The organism is Herpetosiphon sp. NSE202, assembly GCF_042688385.1.
GTDB lineage: Bacteria > Chloroflexota > Chloroflexia > Chloroflexales > Herpetosiphonaceae > Herpetosiphon.
In genome coordinates, this window is record NZ_JBHUPY010000007.1 from 280,172 (window position 1) to 303,734 (window position 23,563).

At 50.9% G+C, this 23,563-nt stretch carries 22 protein-coding genes; 17 read left to right on the forward strand and 5 right to left on the reverse strand.

What is annotated here, in order from left to right:
* Window positions 1-7: 7 nt before the first annotated feature.
* Window positions 8-1,039 (reverse strand): LacI family DNA-binding transcriptional regulator, encoded by a 1,032-nt coding sequence (locus tag ACFMKP_RS10885; RefSeq protein ID WP_382291720.1) that lies wholly within the window; start codon window positions 1,037-1,039, stop codon window positions 8-10.
* A 578-nt stretch (window positions 1,040-1,617) separates the two neighbouring features.
* Here ACFMKP_RS10885 and ACFMKP_RS10890 point away from each other — a divergent pair.
* The 6 genes from ACFMKP_RS10890 to ACFMKP_RS10915 all read left to right on the forward strand — a co-directional run bounded on the left by ACFMKP_RS10890 (window position 1,618) and on the right by ACFMKP_RS10915 (window position 6,993).
* Window positions 1,618-2,634, forward strand: a complete 1,017-nt coding sequence (locus ACFMKP_RS10890; RefSeq protein WP_382291722.1) for a hypothetical protein — start codon at window positions 1,618-1,620, stop codon at window positions 2,632-2,634.
* Window positions 2,634-2,822 (forward strand): hypothetical protein, encoded by a 189-nt coding sequence (locus tag ACFMKP_RS10895; RefSeq protein ID WP_382291724.1) that lies wholly within the window; start codon window positions 2,634-2,636, stop codon window positions 2,820-2,822. Before ACFMKP_RS10890 ends, ACFMKP_RS10895 begins: the two co-directional genes overlap by 1 nt.
* Window positions 2,823-2,900: 78 nt before the next feature.
* Entirely contained in the window at window positions 2,901-3,431 is a 531-nt protein-coding gene (locus ACFMKP_RS10900; RefSeq protein ID WP_382291726.1) for a hypothetical protein, read from the forward strand.
* A gap of 234 nt (window positions 3,432-3,665) precedes the next feature.
* A complete protein-coding gene (locus ACFMKP_RS10905) occupies window positions 3,666-4,535 on the forward strand; it encodes a hypothetical protein (protein WP_382291728.1) in 870 nt (289 codons plus the stop codon).
* A gap of 42 nt (window positions 4,536-4,577) precedes the next feature.
* Entirely contained in the window at window positions 4,578-5,480 is a 903-nt protein-coding gene (gene lgt / locus ACFMKP_RS10910; protein WP_382291730.1) for a prolipoprotein diacylglyceryl transferase, read from the forward strand.
* 133 nt (window positions 5,481-5,613) lie between these two features.
* A complete protein-coding gene (locus tag ACFMKP_RS10915; RefSeq protein ID WP_382291732.1) occupies window positions 5,614-6,993 on the forward strand; it encodes a DUF5685 family protein in 1,380 nt (459 codons plus the stop codon).
* Window positions 6,994-7,060: 67 nt separating this feature from the next.
* Here the strand turns inward: ACFMKP_RS10915 and ACFMKP_RS10920 are convergent, their stop codons facing one another.
* The 3 genes from ACFMKP_RS10920 to ACFMKP_RS10930 form a co-directional block, all read right to left on the reverse strand.
* The gene (locus ACFMKP_RS10920; protein WP_382291734.1) at window positions 7,061-7,513 is read right to left on the reverse strand and encodes a DoxX family protein; all 453 of its coding nucleotides are present in this window, start codon (window positions 7,511-7,513) and stop codon (window positions 7,061-7,063) included.
* Window positions 7,514-7,917: 404 nt separating this feature from the next.
* Window positions 7,918-10,248, reverse strand: coding sequence for an FTR1 family protein (locus ACFMKP_RS10925; protein ID WP_382291736.1), 2,331 nt, complete (start codon window positions 10,246-10,248; stop codon window positions 7,918-7,920).
* A 276-nt stretch (window positions 10,249-10,524) separates the two neighbouring features.
* Complete coding sequence (locus ACFMKP_RS10930; RefSeq protein WP_382291738.1) at window positions 10,525-11,604, reverse strand: EfeM/EfeO family lipoprotein; 1,080 nt, start codon at window positions 11,602-11,604, stop codon at window positions 10,525-10,527.
* A gap of 259 nt (window positions 11,605-11,863) precedes the next feature.
* Between ACFMKP_RS10930 and ACFMKP_RS10935 the strand changes: the two genes are divergently transcribed.
* The 9 genes from ACFMKP_RS10935 (at window position 11,864) to truB (ending at window position 20,741) form a co-directional block, all read left to right on the forward strand.
* A complete protein-coding gene (locus ACFMKP_RS10935) occupies window positions 11,864-13,162 on the forward strand; it encodes a hemolysin family protein (RefSeq protein ID WP_382291740.1) in 1,299 nt (432 codons plus the stop codon).
* Window positions 13,163-13,282: 120 nt separating this feature from the next.
* Complete coding sequence (locus ACFMKP_RS10940; protein ID WP_382291742.1) at window positions 13,283-13,882, forward strand: GNAT family N-acetyltransferase; 600 nt, start codon at window positions 13,283-13,285, stop codon at window positions 13,880-13,882.
* 73 nt (window positions 13,883-13,955) lie between these two features.
* Entirely contained in the window at window positions 13,956-14,192 is a 237-nt protein-coding gene (locus ACFMKP_RS10945; RefSeq protein WP_382291744.1) for a hypothetical protein, read from the forward strand.
* A gap of 175 nt (window positions 14,193-14,367) precedes the next feature.
* The gene (gene nusA, locus ACFMKP_RS10950) at window positions 14,368-15,702 is read left to right on the forward strand and encodes a transcription termination factor NusA (RefSeq protein WP_054532403.1); all 1,335 of its coding nucleotides are present in this window, start codon (window positions 14,368-14,370) and stop codon (window positions 15,700-15,702) included.
* A 3-nt stretch (window positions 15,703-15,705) separates the two neighbouring features.
* Window positions 15,706-16,029, forward strand: coding sequence for an RNase P modulator RnpM (gene rnpM, locus ACFMKP_RS10955; RefSeq protein ID WP_054532402.1), 324 nt, complete (start codon window positions 15,706-15,708; stop codon window positions 16,027-16,029).
* Window positions 16,030-16,526: 497 nt separating this feature from the next.
* Entirely contained in the window at window positions 16,527-18,335 is a 1,809-nt protein-coding gene (gene infB / locus ACFMKP_RS10960) for a translation initiation factor IF-2 (RefSeq protein WP_204756354.1), read from the forward strand.
* Window positions 18,336-18,434: 99 nt separating this feature from the next.
* Window positions 18,435-18,815, forward strand: a complete 381-nt coding sequence (rbfA, locus tag ACFMKP_RS10965; RefSeq protein ID WP_110518679.1) for a 30S ribosome-binding factor RbfA — start codon at window positions 18,435-18,437, stop codon at window positions 18,813-18,815.
* Between the two features lie 11 nt (window positions 18,816-18,826).
* Entirely contained in the window at window positions 18,827-19,819 is a 993-nt protein-coding gene (locus ACFMKP_RS10970; protein ID WP_382291747.1) for a bifunctional oligoribonuclease/PAP phosphatase NrnA, read from the forward strand.
* Between the two features lie 46 nt (window positions 19,820-19,865).
* Window positions 19,866-20,741 carry a tRNA pseudouridine(55) synthase TruB gene (gene truB, locus ACFMKP_RS10975; RefSeq protein ID WP_382291749.1) on the forward strand — a complete coding sequence of 292 codons (876 nt, stop codon included), beginning with the start codon at window positions 19,866-19,868 and terminating at the stop codon, window positions 20,739-20,741.
* A gap of 196 nt (window positions 20,742-20,937) precedes the next feature.
* Here the strand turns inward: truB and ACFMKP_RS10980 are convergent, their stop codons facing one another.
* The gene (locus tag ACFMKP_RS10980) at window positions 20,938-21,432 is read right to left on the reverse strand and encodes a hypothetical protein (RefSeq protein ID WP_382291751.1); all 495 of its coding nucleotides are present in this window, start codon (window positions 21,430-21,432) and stop codon (window positions 20,938-20,940) included.
* 527 nt (window positions 21,433-21,959) lie between these two features.
* Between ACFMKP_RS10980 and ACFMKP_RS10985 the strand changes: the two genes are divergently transcribed.
* Both ACFMKP_RS10985 and ACFMKP_RS10990 read left to right on the forward strand, forming a co-directional pair.
* A complete protein-coding gene (locus ACFMKP_RS10985; protein WP_382291753.1) occupies window positions 21,960-22,832 on the forward strand; it encodes a hypothetical protein in 873 nt (290 codons plus the stop codon).
* 10 nt (window positions 22,833-22,842) lie between these two features.
* On the forward strand, window positions 22,843-23,511 hold the full coding sequence (locus tag ACFMKP_RS10990; protein WP_382291755.1) for a VWA domain-containing protein: 669 nt from the start codon (window positions 22,843-22,845) through the stop codon (window positions 23,509-23,511).
* Window positions 23,512-23,563: the final 52 nt, after the last annotated feature.

The window sequence follows — 23,563 nt, forward strand, 5'->3', positions numbered from 1 at the left end:
TTGCTCCTTAACATTCTTCATCACAACATTCGTCGTTTTCGTGGCGCACGATCATGCTAATTGGAAGGATTGTGTTTTCGCTGCTTGGCGTTTTGCCTTCGATCATTTCGATCAACACATTGGCTGCGGTTGTGCCAAGGTCGTACATTGGCTGATGCAGCGAGGTCATGCTGGGGTTGAGGCTGGCAGCAGTTGGTACATCATCAAAACACACCACGGTTATATCATCGGGAATGCGCAGCCCAGCATCGTGCAAGGTTCGCAGCACGCCAGTTGCCATCACCGCGCTACTCACAAATAGCGCAGTTGGCCGTGGTTGCAAGGCCAAAAGTTGCTGAATTGCGCTTTGGCCACCTTGTTCGCTCTCAGCTCCAGTCACAATCAAGGCTGGGTGAATTGGCAAGCCTGCCTCACGATAGGCTTGTTGATAGCCCTCAATTTGATCATGGCTGGCTGGGGCATGCAACGAGCCAATAATCATGCCAACCGATTGATGGCCAAGCATCAGCAGATGCCGCACCGCTTGATAGCTACCAGCAAAATGGTCAATATCGACGCTCACGATATGGTGCAAAAGCGGGTGTTTGCCGACCAACACCATTGGCACGCGATCAGCAATCAGTTGCGGTAACAAGGGATCATTGATCGTATTCGGAATCACGATCCGGCCATCGACGCTGCGACCATGCAACAATTTGGTCGCCGGATCATCAGCCCGATTAGCGCTATCGAGCGAAACCATCAATACGTAGCCCTTGGCATTACAGGCTTCGGTCATACCTTGCAGCAAATTCGAGAAGGTCGGATTGCGAAAGATCGTCGCGGTGGTTTCGGAGATAAACACCGCAATAACTTTGGGTCGTTGCCCAGCCAAGGTGCGGGCCGCTGCCTGCGGCGTATAATGATGCTCTTGCATCACCGCCAAGACCCGTTCGCGCACTTCCGCTCGCACATGCGGCTGATTGTTCAGCACCCGCGAAACAGTCGCAATCGAAACTTGGGCAATTTCGGCAATTTGTTCAATCGTAATCGATGGCATAATCCGACCTTCTAAACAACTTCTATTGCTAGGCTGACAAGCGCACAAACTTACTGGCGCAATCCTTGCTGCGCTGCCCAACGAACAAACAGAGCTGTTGAGCGAATTCACAAACAGCGCTAGGCTTGCTAAAATTGCGATCAACAGCCGCTCAATGAGAGCGGTTCCGAGCTGCGGATAGCGTTGGCAGCATTATTTTTTGACAGGCGTAAAGCATATTTTGCCATAGCCGAGCCTAATATTGATCAGACTTTCGCCTGAAAAATGAATTATCACTTAAATAAAACACTCCCAGCGCAGCAGCCCTCATCGGGAGAATCAAGGCCAATCCGCTGGGAGTGCAAGGAGAGTATGCTTCGAACACGCGAGGCTCGCGAATCTCGGTTTTTGGAATGTGTTTGCCGCACATGCTCCAAAGACCATTATCAGACGAAACGCTGAAGCAACGCTTGTGTTTCTGAAACGTTACAGAAGTATAGCACAGCAATGCGGCACATGCAATAGACTTATTACAATGATTTGAATAACGCGGCACAACTGCTGCTATAGCCAAATCGGTAAAAATAGCTGGGGACTCTATGAAGTATCGTGAATATCGCATTCCTGCGCCAAACGTGCGCTCGTTATGCTGGAACAATAATAGTTTGATTGATTGGGTTGCTGGCGGAACGCGCTATCAGCTTGATGGCAAGATTAAGCGTTCGGCCACGGTCTATCCGTATCCTTTTGATGCGGCGGTGCAATCGGCCTCAGGCGAGGTGGTCGTCATCTATCAACGCTTGGGAACGAAGGGCTTGGTGCTTAAAAATGGCAAGATTGTGCGCGAAATTAACCGCAGTTATTACTACGCCGATAGCTATGAATACCCGATAGCCGTGTTGCAGCATGCCGATTTGAATGATGTGCTACTACACTGTCCCGATAAACACAACCAACTTGATCTTGAGGATGTAGCAACCGGACGGCGTTTGACTGAAGGCTGGAAGCGCAAACCAGTCGATATTTTCCATTCGCGCTTGAGCGTCAGCCCCAAAGGAACCTGGGCGGTAAGTGCTGGTTGGCAATGGCAGCCAGCCCATACCGTGGCAATCTACAAAGTCGATGAGCTATGGTCAGAGCCGCAAATTCTTGATACTGAAGGCTTTTGCCCGCCAATCAAAGTTGATATTAGCTCGGTCAGCTTTTTGGATGAACAAACCCTGCTGATCATCACCGATGAATTTGCCAACCTCAATGCAAATTTGGTTGATACGCTGGTGCAACGGCGCGGAGCACATAGCATTGGCTACTACGATTTGGAAAATCGCCAATTTCGAGCAACTGTTCAGGCACAAGAAATTGTGGGCACAGCCATGGCATTAAGCGAGCGCTACGTGGTCGGCTTCTTTGATCATCCCAAAGTATTCGATTGCACAACTGGCAAAGTAGTGCAGCGTTGGCCAGAGTTAGCCACAGGCCGCCAAACCCACAGCATGATTGGCAGGCTTGACCAAGCACTGCCGCCAACCGCCTTTGATTCAGCAAACCAGCGTTTTGCGGTCGCCGATGAAAAAGGCATTACCGTGATTGAATTGGATTTGCAGGATATTAATTAATGCATGATTTGCTTGAATATCAAACCCAGCGCGATCGTTTAATTGCTCAGTTAAGCACAACGCTCGCAGCCGATCAGCGCTTTGTGGCTGGTTGGCTGGTTGGCAGTTTTGGTCGCAATGCTGCTGATGCAGTCAGCGATCTTGATCTGATGGTGATAGTAGCCGAGGCGGCAAGCGCCCAATTATGAGCCAAACCAGCGATTAATCGCGCCAGCACAACGCCCGAGCGGGCAGCGTTATTTACAACATTTGGCCCAATTGCCGCCTTGTACGAGGCCCATCAGAATGCACCAGCAGGCGGAACCCAAAGCTTTGTCTGCTACCAAGGCATTGGCTTAATAGTTGATTGGACATTAGTTCCAGCTGACAAGGCGCAACGCCCAGTCGATGCGATGATCTTGTTTGAGCACGTGCCAATTGCCGTGGCAGCTGCCTCGCAGGCTGAGCCAAACCCAGCTGAATTAATCAAAGAACGGGTAGCATTTTTTTGGATGATGAGCACAGTCACGATTAAATATCTGATTCGCAAGGATCATGTGTTTGTGACGACATGGCTGGAGGAATTGCAACGGATTGTGCTTGAAGTCGAACGCTTAATCGAACAGCGACCATGGAGCTATCAGCATGGCTCGCGCAGCCAGTTTACGGCCACAACCCTCGCCCAAAAACAGGCAATTCAAAGCTTGATTGCGGCAATGCTGCAATTAACCTCACCGCTTGCTGAGCTTAGGCCTGCGCCTTTACCAGAGCTTGAGCGTTTGTTAGCATTGGTTGATACAGAGGATCTTATGCTCTAGGGCTTAAGATGTTCAATTCAATCTATCGCTACGACATTGTTTCGCCACCCTTCCGTCCCTCCGCCGGAGGGAAACGCCGGGGGTTTTCATCCCCCAGCGCCCCCTAATATTTATTTTGTGGATTATTTGGGCAGAACATTAGCTTCAATCTTGGTTAAAAAATCCAAAAATCATCCTCATCATAAAGCTCCAATGGTACAATAGCCGCTGCTGATGTGTAGATTGGGGCTGGCGATGCGGCGAAAAAAACCATTGGATTGGGCAACTCTTGGGCCAATTGCGGTACTTTTGGGCTTATTGCTGTTAATTGTCAACCAGCTTAATCAACCAAAAACCCGTTATGCTCCGCTGGGTGCATATTTCAGCGATGCTGCTGCCAGCGTGCCTCAAAGCCAAGTTACACCCCTGCCACCAACCACCTTGCAAGCGATTGAACAAAGCAATGCTGCTGGCAGCTCCAACCAAATCGATTTGGTGCTCGAAACCGAGCTGTACCAAGACCAAAGCAACGAATTGGCGGGCGAGTTGCAAACAGCGCTCGATTATGTTCAAGAGCGCACCAATATTCGCCTCAATGAACGAGTGACCGTCGTAATTAGCCAGGATGCCCAATGTGGTTTTCATGGCGTAACCTATTCCGATGTGCGGGTGATTTACATTTATAGTTGTGCTGGGGTTGCGCGTAGCCGCGTGGTTAATATCGCGGCTCACGAATTTGTGCATCAATTGGAGCAAGATCGCTATGGCGCTGCCCATTTGAGCGCCGACTTGGCGCTTTCTGAAGGCTTTGCAACCTGGGGCGCAGGCCGCTATTGGCTTGGCAGTGCCAGCGATTTTAGCAGTTTTGCCCGCGACTATAAGTCCAATGGTCAAGCCTTGCCGCTTGCCACGCACTACGCCAGCGTTGGCATCGACGGCATGAATGTGCTCTACTATCAATGGGCGAGCTTTGTCGATTATTTGATTAACAGATATGGCCGCGAAGCCTTCGATCAATTGTACGTTTCTGGCGGCGAGCGCCAACCTGGTGCGGCCAACTATGCTGCAATCTACAATCGATCGTTTGGTTTGTTAGAGGCCGAATGGCAGCAAACACTCGATTAGGCCGTGCTACAATGGCCCAAGCAATTGTTCTAAGGAGAGTCTATGCAACCGCCGTTTGGTCCAAATTTGCTTGAATTAGGCCCGATTATTATTCGAATGTATGCGATTGCCATTTTGAGTGGTGCGATGATGGGTGGCTGGTTGGGTGCGCATCGCGCGCGCGCTCGTGGCTATAATCCCAATATCGTGTGGGATTGGTTGATCGTTGGCTTGATTTTGGGCGTTGCCGGAGGCCGCATTTGGTATGTCGCCTCGTCGTGGCCGCAATATCGCGATGGCCCATTCATCGATATGATCAACACCACCAAAGGCGGGCTGGCAATTCACGGAGCAATCGTTGGCGCAGTACTCACGGTGATTATCGCTTCGTGGCGCACCAAAACCAATGCCCTGACATGGATGGATATCATGGCTCCATGTTTGAGTGTTGGCCAAGCAATTGGGCGCTGGGGCAATTTTTTCAACAACGAAGCCTATGGCGGCCCAGTCAATAATGGCCTGCCTTGGAACTTAAATATTCCTGCTCAATATCGCATTCGTGGCACCGAACAATACGATGCAGCAACCCGCTTCCACCCAACCTTCCTGTATGAATCATTCTGGAATTTGGGTGTGTTGTTTGCAATTGTGTTTATCGAGCGCCGCTTCCGGGGCCGCTTGCGCAACGGCGATTCATTGCTAATCTACGGCGTGCTCTATTCAATTGGCCGCTTCTGGATCGAAGATCTGCGGGTTGATAAGCTGTGTACTGGCGGGGTTGGCGGCGCTGCGTGTGGCGATAGCCTTTCAACCGCCCGTTTAACCAGCATTGTTTTAATTGTTGGTTGTAGCAGTTTGTTTGTGTTGCGCCGCGCCTTACAACGCCGCCCACCAGCCAGCAGCTACCAACAATGGGATAATCCTTGGCAACCAGAGCCAAGCGAACCAGCCAAAGCCGCCGCTTAATCACAAAAGAGCTTGGGGTTGCTGCCTCAAGCTCTTTTTCGCAACAATCAACCCCGAAACCACGTACCTTTTGCAAGATTTTCTCCCAATTCTGGCCATTTTCTGCGATGTTCTTTTTGAGAAAGGGCTTATTATGTTTGGCGTTTTGCGTGGGTGCTCGCCGCACCTCGATCAATCGACCCATGCTGCTTGGTGGAGCCATATTTGTGGCATGTGCCTCACATTGCGCGATCAGCACGGCCAAGTTGCCCGCATCACCACCAATTACGATGCGGCCTTGCTTTCGGCCTTGTACGAAGCGCAACGCCCTGAACAAGGCGCACGCCGCACCAGTGTTTGTGCCTTGCGCAGCTTTCGGGCGCTCGATGTGGTAGCGGCTGATGATCATGGGTCGCGCTATGCAGCAGCGGTCAGTTTGCTGATGGCAGCAATTCGGCTGCGCGACAATGTGGCCGACCGCGATGGCTGGGCTGGTAAAGTGCCCTTCGTTGCCAATGGCGTGGCCAAGCGCTGGGATAAGCAGGCAGAACAAACCGCCCGCGAATTGGGCTTCGAGCCAGCCTTGTTGCGAGAACAAGCAATTGCCCAAGCAGCAGTCGAAGCCTTGCCCAAGGCCGATTTTTGCACCTACTCAGCGCCAACTGAAGCCGCTGTGGGCGCAGCCTTTCGGCATACCGCAATTTTGGCCAACCAGCCAAGCAACGCCGAGCCGCTAGAGCATATGGGTCGCATGTATGGCCGCATGATGTTGCTGCTCGATAGCTATGGCGATTTTGCCGAAGATCAGGCGCGTGGCCATTTTAATGCCTTGAATGCAACACCCCAAGCTGAATTGCGCACCACGGCGCATAAAATCTTCAACGATGCCTTGGCAAGCTTGCGCCAACACTGGCAACGTTTGACCCTCTTGCAAGCGCATTTGGTCGAAGTGTTGTTGCTCAATATGTTGCCAGCAATTGGCTCAAAAGCTTTTGGAGCTTGCAAACGCCATAGTTTGGTCTGTGCAACCGCTTTGCCAGTGGCCGCCGCATTGTTGCCAGCCATGGCCAGCGATTATGACGACGACCCTTCGCGTCGCGACCCCAACCGTGCCTACACTGGGCCAACACGGGCCCTCAAACCCCACGAAAACCCAGAGTACCAAGGCCAATATCCGCAACAACCGCCCTACCAAGGCCAACAATATCCTTCGCAATATCCGCCGCCGTACAATCCCAACGATCCAGGGATGTTGCCACCAGGTACGTTGCCGCCAGCCAGCTCGCATCCCGCGCCGCAAGGCCATTATCAAGATAGCAAGCGCGATGTGGCCTTAGGTGCGGCCTTGTGTTGCTGCCAAAGCCGCCGCCATTCGCATCGCTCGCGCAGCCGCTGTTGTGATAGTGATTGCTGTGATTGTTGTCAATGTTCATGTATCTGTTGCGATGCAACTGATGCCTGCGAAGGCGGCTGTGGCTGTTGCGAATGTGGTAGTTGCTGCGAATGTGGCGATTGCTGTAGCTGCGATTGTTAAATTAAAAGCTGACCCCGCCATGCGTCTAGGCTGCATGGCGGGGTCGCTGTGTGTATCTGTAAGTTGTTTAGGCGCGAGCGGTAATTTGGCGGCCAGTCAAGCGTGGGCTGAGCAAGTTGTCGAGCGCCAATGAGCCTGAACCAAGCAAGACCAAGGCAAGGCTTGCCCCAATCAAAGCCAACACATATTCGTAGCCACCATTTTGTGATGAGAAGCCATTTTCCAAGTGCACGGTTACCAAGGCCACAACCATGGCAATTGCTTCAGCCACTGCAACGTAGCGGGTAAAGAGGCCGAGAATCAACATAATCCCGCCAATAAGCTCAGTCGCAATCAACAAAATTGCCATGAAATAAGGGGCTGGAATGCCAAGGCTGCCAAGGAAACCAGAAGTTCCGTTAAGCCCACCTTCGCCAGTAAATTTATCCCAACCGTGCATAAAGAAAATAAAACCAACCACAATTCGCAAAATAGCGATCCCAAACCCTGGCTTATCGAGTAATTTATTGATACTTGCCATGACCGTGTGCTCCTTTCAAGCAATGGTGAATTTCAAACCTCGGCCACTATAAAGCTAGATAGTCCGAAACAACGTCCTTGCTCACGTCCCAAAGGTCAATAAAAGATTAATAAACGATGAAGTAGCGATGAATATTGCTGAGAATTCCAGCTAACAAACTTAATTTTAGATATAACGCCGCATAAACGTGGGCAAACGAGCTACATAAAAAGCCCTTAGTTCGTAACCATTCTTGGGACATCCACAGCATGAAAAAGCCCCTCGCACGCTAGGCATGCGAGGGGCTTTAACACCTTGATTGTACCGCAATCTGTTGGTACATAACGGTCGGCTCCCCCTCGCCCGCGTCTAGTGGGAGAGGGGGTTGGGGGGTGAGGGGACGTTTGACCACAGCTTTAAATTATTTATTTGGCAGGGGCACTTTGGCGTTTAACCGCAACATCGGTTTTGCGATGTTGCAAGTGCTCAGCAATCACATACGAGCCAATGACGAAGGCAGCAGCTGCAACTTGTGAGGCAATGCCTTCCCAGGTTGCATAGAAGCCCAGCCACATATTGGCCCAATACGGAATTTCAAGGCTGCGAATTGGGTGCAGCGGCATCCAACCAACTAATTGCATAATATGAACCGTGTTGCCAACCATAATCAGCAGCACCGCCCCAATCATCACGCCAGTGACGATCAGCATTTTCTTATGCGGCAATTTGGCTTGCAAACCAAAGACTAGCACGCCAACCAAGGCCGTGCCACCAAGCCCCAGCGCAACCCCGCCAAGCACCACTTGGGTGCTAGCTTCGAGCACCAGCGCTTGCAAAAAGAGCACGGTTTCAACGCCTTCGCGATAGATGCTGGTAAAGCCCAAGGTGATCAAGCCCAGCCAAAGCCCTGCTTTGCCGCCAATAATTCGGCGTTTTTGGGCATGGAAATTGGCCATCCAGCCAGTCCAATAGACTTTGTGGAAGAACCAGTTGGTGATCAATAGCAACACGCCAATCGCAATCAACGAAACAATCGCCTCGATCTTTTCTTGATCACCACGCCGAATCAGTTCGTTGATCAAGCCTCGCGCTAGCACCCACGTTAGAGCTGTAGCGACCATCGCGAGGGCTGCACCAATCCAAATTGGCTTGCGATAGCTGCGTTGTTCGCCAATTTTGAGGCTGGCTAGCAACGAGGCCAAAATCAACACGGCCTCTAAGCCTTCGCGGAACACAATCACGGCAGCACTGGTAGCCACAGCTTCTGGGGTACTGGAGCCGCCAAGGGCATCTTGCGCCAAATCGAGTTGTTTATCCAAGGCTTGGCGGCTGGCGCGAATGTCGCTCAGCGGCGCTTTTTGGCGAATCAACTCGGCAAGGCCAGTAAATTCGTCTTTGCCATACCAAAAGAGATTTTCAATTGGGGCTTTGTATTCTGGCGCAAACACAATCAAGCGCGCTTCTGGGCCAGATTCGAGCACAGCGTAGGCTTCCAAACGCGCCGATTCAGCCAGATCATATTGATCGCCAGCGACAGCATTTTCCATCTGATCAAGCATTGAATCGATCACATCGAAATCGCCTTCGAGGCTCGATTTTTGCCACTCGGCAGGCATAATTGAGGCTAAGGTTGTGGTAATGCTATCAACTTTGGCTTGCACTGCATCGGGGTCGGCGACGCTGGTACGTTGGGCCGCAGCGGTCAGCATCGTTTCAAGATCGCGCAACTCGCCAGCAACTTGTTGGGTTTTGGTCGCATCAATTTCGACCAACAAGCTTTCAAGGTCACTAAATGCGGCAGCAGCGCCATTACGGAAGGTAGTGGCTTCTTGAATTTCAAGGTCAAGCGTGACTTGGCCGTTGCGCACGCCACGTTCATATTCAACAGGCACAAGGCTCAAGAAGCGGCGCAATTGACCAGCGCGACGCACTTGCTCCGATGGACTAAGCGGAGCCGCCCGAAAGCCGCTGAGTGAGCCTTCAAAGGTTGTAATTGCCGTTTCTAGGTTGGTATTGCTTAGCGCTGCTTCGCGCAAGGCTTGGGCATTGGTTAATGCACTATCAGCCTTATCAGGATATTGCCCACGATAGGCTGGCTCTAAAATATTAAAATAGCCTTGGATTGCTGCGCCAGCCTCTGCTTGCTGAATCCGATTGCCTTTTTGGGCGGCGCTACGCAGGGTGCGCAAACTCTCGTTAAGTTTGGCTTGATAGGTATCCAACAAATCGGCATCGAGGGCAATGCGGGCATCGGCGGCACTATAGGCTGCTTGTTTCCATTGCTCGATAGCGCGGGCTGCATCGCCATTAGGGCGTGAAAAGCGGGTCGCATTGCGAAACTCGCGCACAGGCAGCCATTGCAAAGCTTGTTCTGGCTTGTCGGTATCGATTGCTTGGCCAACAATGCCATAGCTCGCTTTGAGCAAATCGATCCAGAGCAAGGCACGCTGTTGAGCAAAGGCCGCAACATCGTTCGCAGCCAAGGCCTGATCTAAATCTGCCCAGCGTGTGGCGATTTCAGTAGCCTGTTGGGGAGCCAAGCTGGTCAAATCCTTGGCGAGAGCTTGATCATACAAGGCTTGGGCTTCGCTGACCAAACGTTTGGCGTTGGCAGCATCAGTTGTGAGCGATAATTGGGCTTTCACCAACAACGAACGCACCGATTCGCTGGCTTGGGCTGGTGATGGTTCGGCTGCCATGGCCGACCATGGCAATAAAGCAACGACCAACGCCAGCAAAAAACGACGCAACCACATACAAGCTCCTAAAATTGTGGTTTGCTGCTGCTCACAATGGGCAACAGCAAAATAAACCGACAAAGGACGTGAACCGTATGCCAACAGTTCACGTCCTTTGCTGCTTAAGTTTTGTGATGGAGGGACGCACACCCAAACTCCATCGACCTTGCTCCGTCGCAACTTCTTTCTCATTGATCGCATAGGTATAACTGTGATACAAGCAGTATACCTATTTTGGTTCGATTTGCGAATCAGTTCGTGAACCGATTTTTAGCCTATTTCGAGCTTTTTTGCTTATTCGCTAATTTTTACATTCAAGCGAGCAGCAATTTGGCTAACTTGGCCGGTAATTGCATCAGCACGATTTTGGGCTTCAGCACCGAGCAAATCGGCTTCTTCCGCGGTAAAGCGTTGGCCAGCTTGTTCTTTTTTGTGCACATCGGCAACAAAATCGCGTAGACCTTGTAAGTTGGTCTTGATTTGGCGATCTTGATCGGCATCGAGGGTAGCAATTTTGGGGCTAAGGCTGTCGTAGACAACTTGCAAGCTGCCCAAAATATCGCCGATGTCGGCCAAACGTGAGATGGCCACGAAATCGCGTTGGGTGCTGCTATCGCCAGCAACAAAGCGCGAGTTCTTCCACGAATCGAAATATTCGTTCATGGTTGGCACCATCACGACCAAGGCGCTAAATGCGTCGCTGTCGGTTGGTTCCCAAGCTTTGGCGGCGGTATCAAGCTCGGTTGCGGTGGCTTTGAGCTTTTGGGCTGCTGCCAACAACACATTCGCTTCTGGCAACGATTCGCCAAATTCAACCGTGCCGTTGCCGTTGATATCGGCTTCTACATCGGTGACGCGGAAAGCATCGTAGGTGCCCCAGAGCGTGCTTTCGGTTACGCCAAACAAGTTGCCTGGTTTGGCAACCGTGCGGCCATCAGCCAAGGTCAAATCATAATTGACCACGCTATCGCCGCCTTCTTCTGCCGAAGCGCCAGCGTCAAGCGTTACGTCGAAATCGGCCAAGCTGCTTACGCCTGCAACGATCCCTTCCATTTGTTCGTAGGTAGGGCTGGATTTCAACCAAGCTGCTTTGGCATCGTTTAAGATTGTGCCAACCTCAGCTTGCTTGCTGCTCCACAGCGTTGCATAATCGAAATTAGCAGCTTTTGCCAAATCATAATAGCGTTGGCTAGCGGTTTCCAAAGCGCTGGTACTGGTGATCAAATCGCCAGTTTTGCCCAAAAGATAGGTCTTGATTGCGCCAAGTTCGCCAGCGGCGGCAGCTTGGGTTGGTTGCGTGGTAGGAGCAGCTTCTTCAGCACCACAGCCGAAAAGCACTGCCACGAGAGTTAATGCACAAAGCCAACGATACATGAGCCAGAAACCTCCAAATGCCAAGGTCTAGTTAAATCAGTTAGTACGGAAAAAACTGTTTTTATTGTGATTGGCAGAGTATACGTCGCGCTATTGGTTCTGTCAAACGAGAATGATTCTTAGATTTAGCTGCTGAATCAAGCCCAAAGCTGCGTCAACGCGAGGCCAAGTCAATGGTACAATTTGTGATATTACAGCACAAGGAATCCCAATTAAAAACTGTGCTGGAACATTCTATATTTGAGAAAGGAACAATTGAATGCTAAGTGACATAGCCAGCGAGCTAGGAATTGTCTTGGTATTGCTGGTTGCCAACGGGGTTTTTGCTGCATCGGAGCTAGCCATGGTTTCGGCGCGGCGTTCTCGCTTAGAACAACAAGCCGCCGATGGCGATCTTCGGGCAAAGAAGGCCCTGCAACTCGCCGACCAACCTGATCGTTTATTAGCCACCGTTCAAGTTGGGATCACATTAATTGGTACGTTTGCAGCAGCTTTTGGGGGCGCGAACATCAGCAAACCCTTTGCCGAATATCTGAAAACGATTCCTGCGCTCGAGAGTTATGCCGATTCAATTGCCTTTACGGTGGTTGTATTGCTCATCACGTATCTGTCGTTGATTATTGGTGAGCTAGTGCCAAAACGCTTAGCTTTGTTGCATGCAGATGCGATTGCCCGCAACCTTGCGCCGTTACTTTCGTGGCTTTCGTGGCTCACCCGCCCAATCGTTTGGGTGCTTACCAATTCATCAACTTTGATTTTGATGTTGATTGGCCAGAACAAAAAACCTGATTCTAGCGTTACCGAAGACGATATTTTGTATATGACCCGCGAAGGGCGAGCAGGCGGCACAGTGGCCTTGCACGAAGAAGCGTTAATCTCGCGGGTTTTCGATTTTTCGGATCGCACGGCGCGCATGTTGATGACTCCCCGCCCCGATGTGGTAGCGGTCAGCGCCAACACCCCACTTGCTGAAATCACTCGCATTGCGGTTGAACATGGCTATTCGCGCATGCCAGTCTACGAAGGCGATTCGCTTGACCGCTCGATTGGCACGATCTATATAAAGGATGTGTTGCCATCGATGTTGGGCAACGATCAACGCCAACTGCGTGAATTGGTGCGCCCGCCAACCTATGTCTTGGAGCACGAGCCAGTATCCAAAATGTTGAGTCTGTTTCGCCGAACTGGCTCGCATATGGCCTTGGTGGTCGATGAGTATGGCCAAATTTCGGGGATTCTGACCCTCGAAGACGTGTTAGAAGAATTAGTTGGCGATATTCGCGACGAATATGATTCGAACGAAGAACAAACCATGGTCAAGCGTGATGATGGCTCATGGCTGATCGACGGCTCTGAATCCTATGCGGTAATTGCAGATCGCTTAAACATTGCAATTAATGATGCCAATGATTTTGTGACGATTGCGGGCTATGTGCTAAACGAACTGCATCGTTTGCCAAATGTTGGTGATCATGTCGCTTGGGATGATTATGATGTTGAAGTTATCGATATGGATGGGCGGCGGATTGATAAAGTCTTGATCAAAAAACGCGCCTAAACTGCTTGATCGACAATTGGCAATGACGAAGCTCGTTTGAGTTTCGTCATTTGCGTTAATCACGAACCTGTTGAATTGATTGTTGATAAAGCCCGTCACGTGTTTACAACAAGAGGTGATATGCTTGATTTAGATCGTGCTTTAGCCCAATTTCCCGTGTTGGAGACCAAGCGCCTGATATTGCGCCAGCCAGTTTTAGCCGATCGCGATCCCATGTTTGCGATTATGGCCGACCAGCAGGTATTGCGTTATTTTGGTCAATTGCCAATGGAAACGCCTGAGCAAGCAGAAAATCGCTTGAACAATCTCAAACGATCGTTTGAGCAAAAAATTGGTGTGCGCTGGGCCATTACCTTACGCGACCATGGCGAATGGATTGGTTCTGGTGGGTTTTGGCGGTTTGAGAGCGAGCATGCGCGGGCCGAAATTGGCTACGAATTGGCAGCCCAATACTGGGGCCAGGGCATTATGACCGAGGCCTTGCAGGCGATTCTCCAATTTGGCTTTGAAAACCTTAAATTACATAGCGTCGAAGCCCAAATTCACCCTGAGAATCAAGGCTCGCGGCGAGCGCTCGAAAAAGTTGGCTTTCGCCAAGAAGGGCTGCTGCGCGAGAACTACTTTGATATTGTCGAAAAACGCTTTACCGACACGGTGGTCTTTGGCTTGCTCGGCACTGATTGGCGAGCGGCGCAGGCCAAAAAGATTAACAACGGTTAAGCCAAAGCTTTGACTTTTTATCAGCGCTACGGTAGCATAACGAGCGATTGAAAACCCATGGAGGTTCTTACAGATGCGCAAACACATGTTGGCTAGCCTTGTTGTGCTAGCACTCTTGGCTGGTTGTTCAACCACCGGTTCAGCTCCAACCACGGCTCCGGTTACCAACCAACCAACCAATCCGGCCCCAGCCCAAACCCCGGCCAGCTACCCAACGCCAGCAGATGGCAACGTGGTTGTTGAGCCAACCTTGGAGCCAGGCCAATACCCAGCCCCCAACTCGCAACCAACGGCCTACCCAACTCCCTAGGGTTGCACGGCCTTAGTGGTAGTGATATACTATAATCAGTATGAAGTACACAGACCGAAACGTGGGTGTCCCCCACGTTTCTTCTTGTCAACAAGGTTAACCAACGCAGGGTGGCTCCATCAAAGCAGGTATTATGTCGATACCTGACCCACTGCACCCCTAAGCGAGGCTAGATATGAAAAGTGATTTTTACGCAGCTATTTCACAGATTGCCGCTGAGCGCGGCATTCCCCGCGAGTCGGTGCAGGATGTGGTCGAGCAAGCCCTAATCTCCGCCTATCGGCGCTATTTGGGCAATAATCCGCCACCCGTTGATGTTAAGATTGAATTAGAGCCAAATACTGGCCGCATTCGGGTTTATGCTGAAAAGCAAGTTGTTGATGAAGTAATGGATGATCGCTTCGAGATCGACATTGAAGATGCTCGCAACGTGCGCGCCGATGTTGAAATTGGCGAAACCGTCTATGTTGAAAGCACGCCCGACGATTTTGGCCGGATTGCCGCCCAAACTGCTAAGCAAGTTGTGCTCCAACGAATCAAAGAAGTTGAACGCGACCATATTTATGGCGAATACTTTGATCGCGAAGGCGAAATTGTCACGGCGACCGTGCAGCGCACCGCCAAAGGCAACGTCATTTTAGAAGTTGGGCGCGCCGAAGCAATTCTGCCCCAAAAAGAGCAAATTAGCCACGACAACTATCGCCATGGCCAGCGGCTCAAAGTCTATTTGATGGAAGCCCGCCGTGATGATCCCCGTGGCCCGCGCTTGGTGGCCTCGCGCACCCACAAAGATTTGATCAAACGCTTGTTTGAAATGGAAGTGCCAGAAATTTATAACGGCACGGTTGAAATTAAATCAATTGCCCGCGAACCGGGCTTACGATCGAAAGTAGCCGTGCATGCCCGCCAAGAAGGCATCGACCCAGTTGGCTCGTGCGTGGGGATGCGCGGGATTCGGATTCAAAATATTGTCAATGAACTGAACGGCGAGAAGATCGACGTGGTGCAATGGGGCGCTGATATGCGGGTATTTATTGCCAACGCCCTCAGCCCAGCCCAAGTCGTCGAAGTTCATCTTGATGAAGGCGAGAAAACGGCCACCGTGGTCGTGCCAGATAAACAATTGTCGTTGGCAATTGGCAAGGAGGGCCAAAACGTTCGTTTGGCAGCCAAACTGGTTGGTTGGCGCATCGACATCAAGAGCGCATCTTCACTCCTTGAGGAAGAACGCGCTGCTGCCGAAGTGCGCGAAGCTGCCGCGTCGGAACAAATGCTGCAAGAAGCAGCGCTTTCAACCGCCAAAGTCGAAACCCGCAAGGTTCGGGTCGATTCCTTGGTTACCTATCAAGGGCGACAATACGGCCCATTGCCAGCAGAGATTATTGGCGAAGAAGTCGCGTTACGCGCCGCCGCCCAAAAACTCAATATTTATTTCAATGACAAGCTCATTGCTAGCTATATCATCGATGATGAAGCTGGCGAGAGCGACGAGACGGATACCGAGGCATAGCCTATGGCTGCTCAAAAGCAGTCGCCGCGCCCACGCCATGTGCCACAGCGCATGTGTGTTGCTTGCCGGCGTACCGATAATAAACGTCAGTTGGTACGTCTTGTACGCTTGGCCGACCAAAGTGTTGTGGTCGATCCAAGTGGCAAGCAAGCGGGCCGCGGTGCATATCTCTGTGCTGAACGCCCATGTTGGACCAATGCGCTAAAGCGCGGGGCCTTAGAGCGAGCCTTGCGCGTCGAATTAAGCGCGATTGATCAGCAGGCTCTGCAAACAATTGCTGATCAATTTCCCGATGCTGACCCAGCGGTGGAGGCTGCGATGAACTAAGCCGCATCACTGCCTTCGCCTCTGGCTTCAGCTTCCCAAGCCCTTAAACACAAGTTTCGTGTTGGGCATTAGGAGGACTATAGATGCCAGTTTCTCAAAAAAATACCCGCGATGGCGTAAGTGATCGCGCAAACAATCGCAAATCATTCTCTGCTAGCAGCGGCGGCAGCGGTGGCAACCGTGGCGGCGGCGGTGGCGGTGGTGGCAACCGTGGCGGCGGTGGCGGCGGCGGTGGCAACCGCAATCGGCCTCAATCGTCTGGTGGCGCACGCCCTACCCGTAGCGGCGAAGACGACCGCAATCGCTCTGGTGGCGGTGGTGGCGGCGGCGGTAACCGCAATAATAATAACCAAAACCGTAGCGGTGGCCCTGGTGGTAATCGTGGCGGTGGTGGTGGCGGCGTTCCTCCACGCGGCGGTGGAGTTCCACCTCGTGGCAGCGGCGGACGCGGCCAAAACAACAATCAACAAGGTGGCCGTGGCCGTGGCACGCCAATGATGGCTCGCCCCGTTGCGCCTGCGCGCCCACGTGGCCCAGTCGAGCTTGCTCCGGTTATGACCGTGCGCGAGCTATCAGAAGCGCTGAGCGTCGGCGCAGCTGATATTATCAAAGAAATGCTCAAGCAAGGCATTTTGGCAAATATTAATCAACAGCTTGATTATGAAACTGCCGCTGTAATTGCCGCAGAATTTGATATTGAAACCACCGAGCATGTGCCTGAAAGCATGGCTGGCTTGGTTGATGATATTGGCGATGCGCTACGCGCTGAAACCGCTGAAAATCTCAAAACCCGCCCACCAGTTGTCACAATCATGGGTCACGTTGACCACGGTAAAACCAAATTGCTCGATGCAGTGCGCTCAACCCGCGTTGCTGAAGGCGAAGCTGGCGGGATTACCCAACACATTGGGGCTTACCAAGTTGAAATCCATGGCCGCAAAATTTCGTTCTTGGATACACCAGGTCACGAAGCGTTTACCGCCATGCGTGCCCGTGGTGCAACCGTCACCGATATTGTTATTTTGGTGGTTGCAGCAGACGACGGCGTGATGCCGCAAACGGCAGAAGCTATCGCCCACGTTAAGGCCGCTGGCGTGCCAATGATTGTGGCCATCAACAAAATCGACGTGCCTGGGGCCAACCCCGACCGCGTGCGCCAACAATTGGCGGTCGAAGGCATTGCGACTGAAAGCTGGGGCGGCGACGTTCCTGATGTCGAAATTTCGGCCAAGCACAAGAAAAATATCGATGGCTTGCTGGATATGGTGTTGTTGGTTGCCGATTTGCAAGAATTGAAGGCCAACCCCGATAAACCAGCCATCGGTACAATCGTAGAAGCTGAGCTCGACAAAGGTCGTGGCCCAGTCGCAACGGTGCTGATTCAAAACGGTACGTTACGTCAAGACGATATTGTGGTGGTGGGTGCAACCCACGGCAAGATTCGGGCAATGTTTACCGATATTGGCCGCCGGATTCGCATCGCCGAACCTGCAACGCCAGTCTCGATCATTGGGCTTTCGGAAGTGCCACAAGCTGGCGATATTTTGCAAGTGCTTGATGATTCGCGGATTGCCCGTGAAGTGGCAACCCAACGCCAACGCCAACGCCAGATGGAACACTTGGCCAACCAGCTTGGTAAAGCAACCACGCTTGATGAAGTCTACAAACAAATTCAAGCAGGCAAAATCAAAGATCTCAATATTATTCTCAAAGCCGACGTACAAGGCTCAATTGGGGCTATCGAACACTCGTTGGCGCAGTTGAACGAGAAACAAAGCGAGATTCAAATCAAGATTTTGCACCGTGGGACGGGCACAATCAGCGAGTCGGACGTAAGCTTGGCCGTGGCATCGCACGCGATTATCATTGGCTTTAATGCTCGCCCCGATGCTGCTGCTCGCCGTAGCGCCGAAGCAAACGGGATTGATATTCGCTTCTACAACATCATTTACCAATTGATCGAAGACCTGAACAAGGCCATGATCGGGATGCTCGATCCTGAGATCAAGGAAGTGACCGATGGCTTTGCAGAAGTGCGCAATACCTTCCGCTTGCCATCACGCGAAGTTGTGGCTGGTTTGATGATGATCGACGGCAAGGTTACCCGCAACTCATTGGTACGGGTCTTGCGCTCAGGCGTTGTGTTGCACGACGGACGGATTGGCTCGCTACGCCGTTTCAAAGACGACGTGCGCGAAGTGCTGTCTGGCTACGAGTGTGGGATGCAGGTCGATGGCTTCAACGACATCGAAGCTGGCGATACCATGGAATTCTATCGCAAAGAAAAGATTATTCGCACCTCGTAAGCGCTGATTAACCGTTAGAGTGGAGACAAATAGATCTGTTGTTTGTAACAGGTGTGTTTGTCTCCATTCTGCATTATTAATCCTGTGGGAGTGACTGTTATGGCAAAAGGTAAACGAGTTGAACAAGTTGCCGAAGAAATTAAAGTCATTTTGAGCAACGCAATTCAATTTGAAATTCAAGACCCACGCTTGGGCTTTGTAACCCTCACCAGCGTGAATGTTAGCCCAGATTTGTATCATGCCAATATCAACGTCAGTGTGATGGGCGATGATGCTGCCCGCAAAGATTCGATTGCAACCCTTGATCGGGCTAAAGGCTTTTTGCGGCGTGAACTTGGCCAGCAAATGAAGTTACGGGCTGTGCCAGAGTTGCATTTTCATCTTGACGTGACGATTGATACACGCCAACATATGGACAAGCTGTTCAACCAAGTGGACGAAGAACGGCGGGTTAATCCACCACAACTAGACGACGAATAAGGAATACCACGATGCTGTATACCACTATTCAACAAGCGGCTCCGGCCCTGCGTGATGCCATGACCGCCGCACGCCATATTTTGGTTACCTCGCATATCAACCCCGATGGCGATGCAGTTGGCTCAAGTATTGGGCTAACCCGTATTTTACGGGCGATGGGCTGTCGAGTAACCATGGTTTTGCCAACCGATCTGCCAAGTTTGGCGGTGGTTTTGCCCGATGCGCCAGAGGTTGGGGTTTATAGCCAAGGGGCAAGTTTGCCCGCCGATGTTGATTTAGTGGTGTTGGTCGATACTGGCAGCATCTCGCGGATTGAGCCGATTTTTAGTGCTGAACGGGCCTATTTGGCTCAGCGCCCATTGTTGGTGATTGATCATCACGCCACCAATAGCGGCGAGGGCTTTTTAAATTTGGTGATGACCGAAGCCGCCGCAACTTGCGAAATTTTGGGCTTGCTGGCGCAAGCTTGGAACCAAGCAATTGATGCAGAAACTGCAACCGCCTTGTTGATGGGCTTGGTGACTGATACCCAAAGCTTCCAAACCTCGCATACCAGCCCGCGCACCTTGCGCGTTGCCGCCGATTTATTGGCGCTTGGCGGGCGATTAAACGAGGTGATGCGCTCGATGATGTATGGCAAGCCGTTTGCCCATGCCAAAGCTTTGGGCATGGCAATTGAGCGCATGCACGACGAAGGCGATATTATCTGGACGGAATTTACCCAAGCCATGCAACAAGGCACTGGTGCAGATGATGAAGCTGGTGATGAAATTACGGCCTATCTCAGCCGCGTTGCCACAGCCAAAGCCTATGTGCTGTTTAAAGAGCGACGTGATGGCACGGTGAAAATCAGCATGCGCTCGCAACCTGGGATTGATGTTGGCAGCGTGGCCCATAATTTGGGTGGTGGCGGCCATCGCGAAGCTGCTGGCGCAACCTTGCAGATGGGCTTAGCCGAAGCCCGCGAGTTGGTGCTGAGCACGTTACGGTCAGCCTTAGCCTAATTAATAGAAAGGTTGTGGCTCGTTAATTGACGAGCCATGTTTGCGTATGCTGCATGGATTTTTAAACATCGATAAACCTCAGGGTATGACCTCAACCGACGTGGTGCGGGTGGTTAAACGAACTGCGCGCATGAAACGGGTTGGCCATGGTGGTACACTCGATCCAATGGCCACGGGCGTGCTGCCGATTGCTTTGGGCAATGCCACCCGTCTGCTGGAATATTTGCAAGAGGAAGATCACAAAGCCTATACGGCAACCCTGCGGCTCGGCATCACCACCGATAGCGACGATGCAGAAGGCGCTGTAATTGCTGAATCGGCGGTTCCTGCGCTTGATGCAGAATTGATTGAGCGGGTGTTGAGCCAATTTCGTGGTGCAATCGAGCAAGTGCCACCGCAATATGCAGCGATTCGGGTTGATGGCAAACGCATGTATGAATATGCTCGCGAAGGCACACATATCGAGTTGCCAGCCCGCCCAATCACGATCGAGCAGCTTAATTTGTTGGCTTGGGATGCGCAGCAATTAACGATTGCGGTAGATTGCAGCAAAGGCACCTATATTCGCGCCTTGGCCCGCGATATTGGAGCCGTGCTTGGGTGTGGCGCGCACCTAACTGCCTTGCGACGTACCCGAGCAGGAGCCTTTGATTTGAGCACAAGCATTGCGCTGGCTGAGCTTGATCAACAGCCTGAGGTTTTGGCTGCGGCGCTTTTGCCACCACAGGCAGCAATTGCCAACTGGCCCTTAATCTCGCTGCATGAGGCGGTTATAGCCGATGTGCGTATGGGGCGGGTTGTACAGGTTGAAAGCGCTGCCGAACGGATTGGCTTGCTTGATCAAGCTGGTCAATTAGTGGCGATTGCGGTATTGCGCGAAACTGGCTATCAGCCAATCAAGGTTTTTGCCCCAGAAGCGTAAAGCAAATTATGAAGGATGAATTATGAGGGATGAAGCACAAAGCAACCTAATAATCTGTGGCTAAAAACCTTCTTTGTGCACTTCATGGTTTCTATAATTCATCCCTCGCAATTACGTAAACCTGACCCCTGATCTCTAGACCCTGACCCCTCTGAACTCTGGGCTGCTATTCATCATCCCTCATCCTTCATAATTACTACTGGGTTGTGTATGGCAAAAAGACGAAATTGGCAGGCTCAACCGAGAAGGTGCGGGTAATGCTCTGGCCTTGGTAAGTGCTGCAATCATAGGCAACATGCCAATTCCATGGCCCCAGTGCATCGGCTGGCAGCGCTTGCGTTTGAGTATAGCTGAAGGTAAACGGGACGATTGCTTGGCCTTGGCCCATAACCCCATTGAAAACATAATTCCGATCGCCAGGCCCATCGAGATGGATCGTGTGTCCACAGCGCGGGCCTTGCCAATTAAATGTCCATTTGTTGGGGGCAACTGGCTGGGGCAAAATGGCTTCATTGGCAGGCGACTGGAGGGTAGGCTCTGGTCCAGGCGTTGCGGTGGGGCCGCCAAATGAGTGGGCAAGGCTGCTTGTGGTTGCTGAAGTGGCATGGTTCGGCGCAAGCAAGGTTCCGACGATGAACAGTCCGATCAGCCCTATCACAATGATAGTGCCTGTGCGTTCGAGAAAATTCATACCATCCTCCTAAACTGTAGCAGTGGCTGAATCAGCAACAGCCATATGCTCCAACTTGATAGTAATTTTTTCGAATGCAAGAAGCAATAGCCGATCTAGGCTAGATTATCGTTTTGATCCACGAAGCGCACGAAGAGCACGAAGGACGAAAACCACGAAGAACGCGAAGAGCACGAATTAATTATTCCAATAGCCAATAGCTGTACTGGTTCATTAGGTTGACAACCAAGTGCATGCCCTCACCTCCAGCCCTTCTCCCACTGAACGCGGGCGAGGGGAGCACTGATTCAGCGGTTCCCCCTCGCCCGTTCGACGGACGAGGGGGCTAGGGGGTGAGGGGGAATCGTCGTTAACGCAATGAACCATTACACATGGCCAATAGCCAATAGCCCTGAGTTCTCTGCGCCTCTGCGTTAAATTTTTGACTTTTGACTTTTGACTTTTGATTTTAGATCCCAATCAAAAAAAACCCTCTGGAATGTATCTAACTCTAGTAATGCGTATTTATGCTAGAGTTGGAGGCTTTTATGCCAGTTGTTGGTACCGCCCCAGTAAAGCCCTGTCCGCAATGTCAATTTCGTAATAACACTCATTCAACATTTTGTCAGAATTGTGGCCAAGTATTAGCCAAGCCGCAAGCAGTTCCATCAACCCAGCCTGTGGCCAAGCCAATTGCGCAGTCACCTGTTAATCAATCTTCGACCCAGCCTGTGGCCAAGCCAATTGCGCGTCCACCTGTTAATCAACTTTTAGGTGCACCAGCAACAAGACCACTTACACCGCCAGCACCCTATCAAACCAGCCCAATTGCAAGCTCAACTCAATCAACTCATCAAAAACTCTTGTTTCAATTGCAAATGTTTGCTTACGGTTTAATTGGGCTTGGCTCAATTATGCTGATTTGTTTTATTTTTGGGCCATTTGTACAAAACAATATTGCTGGTGGCTTTGGCGATACCCTAGGTGCCAGTATGGGAAGCAGTTTTAGCGCACTCCATATGTTGGGAATGCTTTTAGGTGTTCTATTTGATGATCGCTTTTCAAATGGTAGCATTTTTATAGTTTTGGGGATTATTGCGATTCTTCTATTGCCAATTTTTGCTGTTATCGTAATTATGACGGGATCAAAAATGTATAAAGGCTTTACGTTGAATCATCCACCCCAACCAATCAAGCTCCTCCAAATTGGCAGTGGAATTATGCTTGGCTTTTGGGGCTTTCTTTACTCAGCATTTAATTTCCGATTAAGCGTTAATGGAAACCTTGCAAAAATTTTTGGAATCGAAGGCGACATTGGTTTGGGATGGGGATTTACATTCAGCGTGATTTCAATCTTAGTGCTATTTATTAGCTGTATTTGGTATAAAAATACAGTTTTAAAACTTTCAGTTACCCCATAAAGGAGCAATTATGGAATATGGATTAGAAAGCCCAACTAATTACGAACAGAAATGTTTGTGTGTTTTGGTCGTCGATACATCAGGTTCGATGCAGGGTAAACCAATTGACGAATTAAACCAAGGTCTCCAATTATTTCATCAAGATATTAGTAATAATTTTTCGACTGCTCAACGCTTAGAAATTTGCTTAATTGAATTTAATAGTCAAGTTGATTGTATTGTTGAGCCAAGTTTAATTGATCATTTTGATATGCCAATTTTAGCGGTAGCCGGAACAACAAAACTCGTTGATGGAGTACGTTTGGCTATTCATAAAGTCCAAGAACGCAAAGAATGGTATCGCTCAACAGGTCAGCCATATTATCGGCCATGGATTATTTTGATGACTGATGGCGCGCCTGATAAAGACCAAGATATTCCAGGTTTAGCCCAAGAGCTTCAATATGGGGTCGCCAATAAACAATTTACGTTCTTCCCAATCGGGGTTCAAGGAGCAGATCTTAACATGCTTCGGCGTATTAGCACGCCAGATCGCCCACCAATGATGTTGCAAGGCTTACGGTTTGAAGCATTTTTTGACTGGTTAAGCGCAAGTTTAGCTATGGTCGCAAGCTCAACTGATGGCCAAGTAATCAATTTGCCGCCAACGAGTGGTTGGGGAATTCTTCCAGTGTCCTAAAATTTGTTGGGGTTGGTTGGTTTGGCTCCAGCTGACCCCTTTTGCAAGGAAG

What these genes read in the sequence shown, in the direction of transcription:
- ACFMKP_RS10885 (WP_382291720.1), bottom strand. Translation starts at nt 1,039, where the DNA reads ATGCCATCGATTACGATTGAACAAATTGCCGAAATTGCCCAAGTTTCG.
- ACFMKP_RS10890 (WP_382291722.1), top strand. Translation starts at nt 1,618, where the DNA reads ATGAAGTATCGTGAATATCGCATTCCTGCGCCAAACGTGCGCTCGTTA.
- ACFMKP_RS10895 (WP_382291724.1), top strand. Translation starts at nt 2,634, where the DNA reads ATGCATGATTTGCTTGAATATCAAACCCAGCGCGATCGTTTAATTGCT.
- ACFMKP_RS10905 (WP_382291728.1), top strand. Translation starts at nt 3,666, where the DNA reads ATGCGGCGAAAAAAACCATTGGATTGGGCAACTCTTGGGCCAATTGCG.
- lgt (WP_382291730.1), top strand. Translation starts at nt 4,578, where the DNA reads ATGCAACCGCCGTTTGGTCCAAATTTGCTTGAATTAGGCCCGATTATT.
- ACFMKP_RS10915 (WP_382291732.1), top strand. Translation starts at nt 5,614, where the DNA reads ATGTTTGGCGTTTTGCGTGGGTGCTCGCCGCACCTCGATCAATCGACC.
- ACFMKP_RS10920 (WP_382291734.1), bottom strand. Translation starts at nt 7,513, where the DNA reads ATGGCAAGTATCAATAAATTACTCGATAAGCCAGGGTTTGGGATCGCT.
- ACFMKP_RS10925 (WP_382291736.1), bottom strand. Translation starts at nt 10,248, where the DNA reads ATGTGGTTGCGTCGTTTTTTGCTGGCGTTGGTCGTTGCTTTATTGCCA.
- ACFMKP_RS10930 (WP_382291738.1), bottom strand. Translation starts at nt 11,604, where the DNA reads ATGTATCGTTGGCTTTGTGCATTAACTCTCGTGGCAGTGCTTTTCGGC.
- ACFMKP_RS10935 (WP_382291740.1), top strand. Translation starts at nt 11,864, where the DNA reads ATGCTAAGTGACATAGCCAGCGAGCTAGGAATTGTCTTGGTATTGCTG.
- ACFMKP_RS10940 (WP_382291742.1), top strand. Translation starts at nt 13,283, where the DNA reads ATGCTTGATTTAGATCGTGCTTTAGCCCAATTTCCCGTGTTGGAGACC.
- ACFMKP_RS10945 (WP_382291744.1), top strand. Translation starts at nt 13,956, where the DNA reads ATGCGCAAACACATGTTGGCTAGCCTTGTTGTGCTAGCACTCTTGGCT.
- nusA (WP_054532403.1), top strand. Translation starts at nt 14,368, where the DNA reads ATGAAAAGTGATTTTTACGCAGCTATTTCACAGATTGCCGCTGAGCGC.
- rnpM (WP_054532402.1), top strand. Translation starts at nt 15,706, where the DNA reads ATGGCTGCTCAAAAGCAGTCGCCGCGCCCACGCCATGTGCCACAGCGC.
- infB (WP_204756354.1), top strand. Translation starts at nt 16,527, where the DNA reads ATGGCTCGCCCCGTTGCGCCTGCGCGCCCACGTGGCCCAGTCGAGCTT.
- rbfA (WP_110518679.1), top strand. Translation starts at nt 18,435, where the DNA reads ATGGCAAAAGGTAAACGAGTTGAACAAGTTGCCGAAGAAATTAAAGTC.
- ACFMKP_RS10970 (WP_382291747.1), top strand. Translation starts at nt 18,827, where the DNA reads ATGCTGTATACCACTATTCAACAAGCGGCTCCGGCCCTGCGTGATGCC.
- truB (WP_382291749.1), top strand. Translation starts at nt 19,866, where the DNA reads ATGCTGCATGGATTTTTAAACATCGATAAACCTCAGGGTATGACCTCA.
- ACFMKP_RS10980 (WP_382291751.1), bottom strand. Translation starts at nt 21,432, where the DNA reads ATGAATTTTCTCGAACGCACAGGCACTATCATTGTGATAGGGCTGATC.
- ACFMKP_RS10985 (WP_382291753.1), top strand. Translation starts at nt 21,960, where the DNA reads ATGCCAGTTGTTGGTACCGCCCCAGTAAAGCCCTGTCCGCAATGTCAA.
- ACFMKP_RS10990 (WP_382291755.1), top strand. Translation starts at nt 22,843, where the DNA reads ATGGAATATGGATTAGAAAGCCCAACTAATTACGAACAGAAATGTTTG.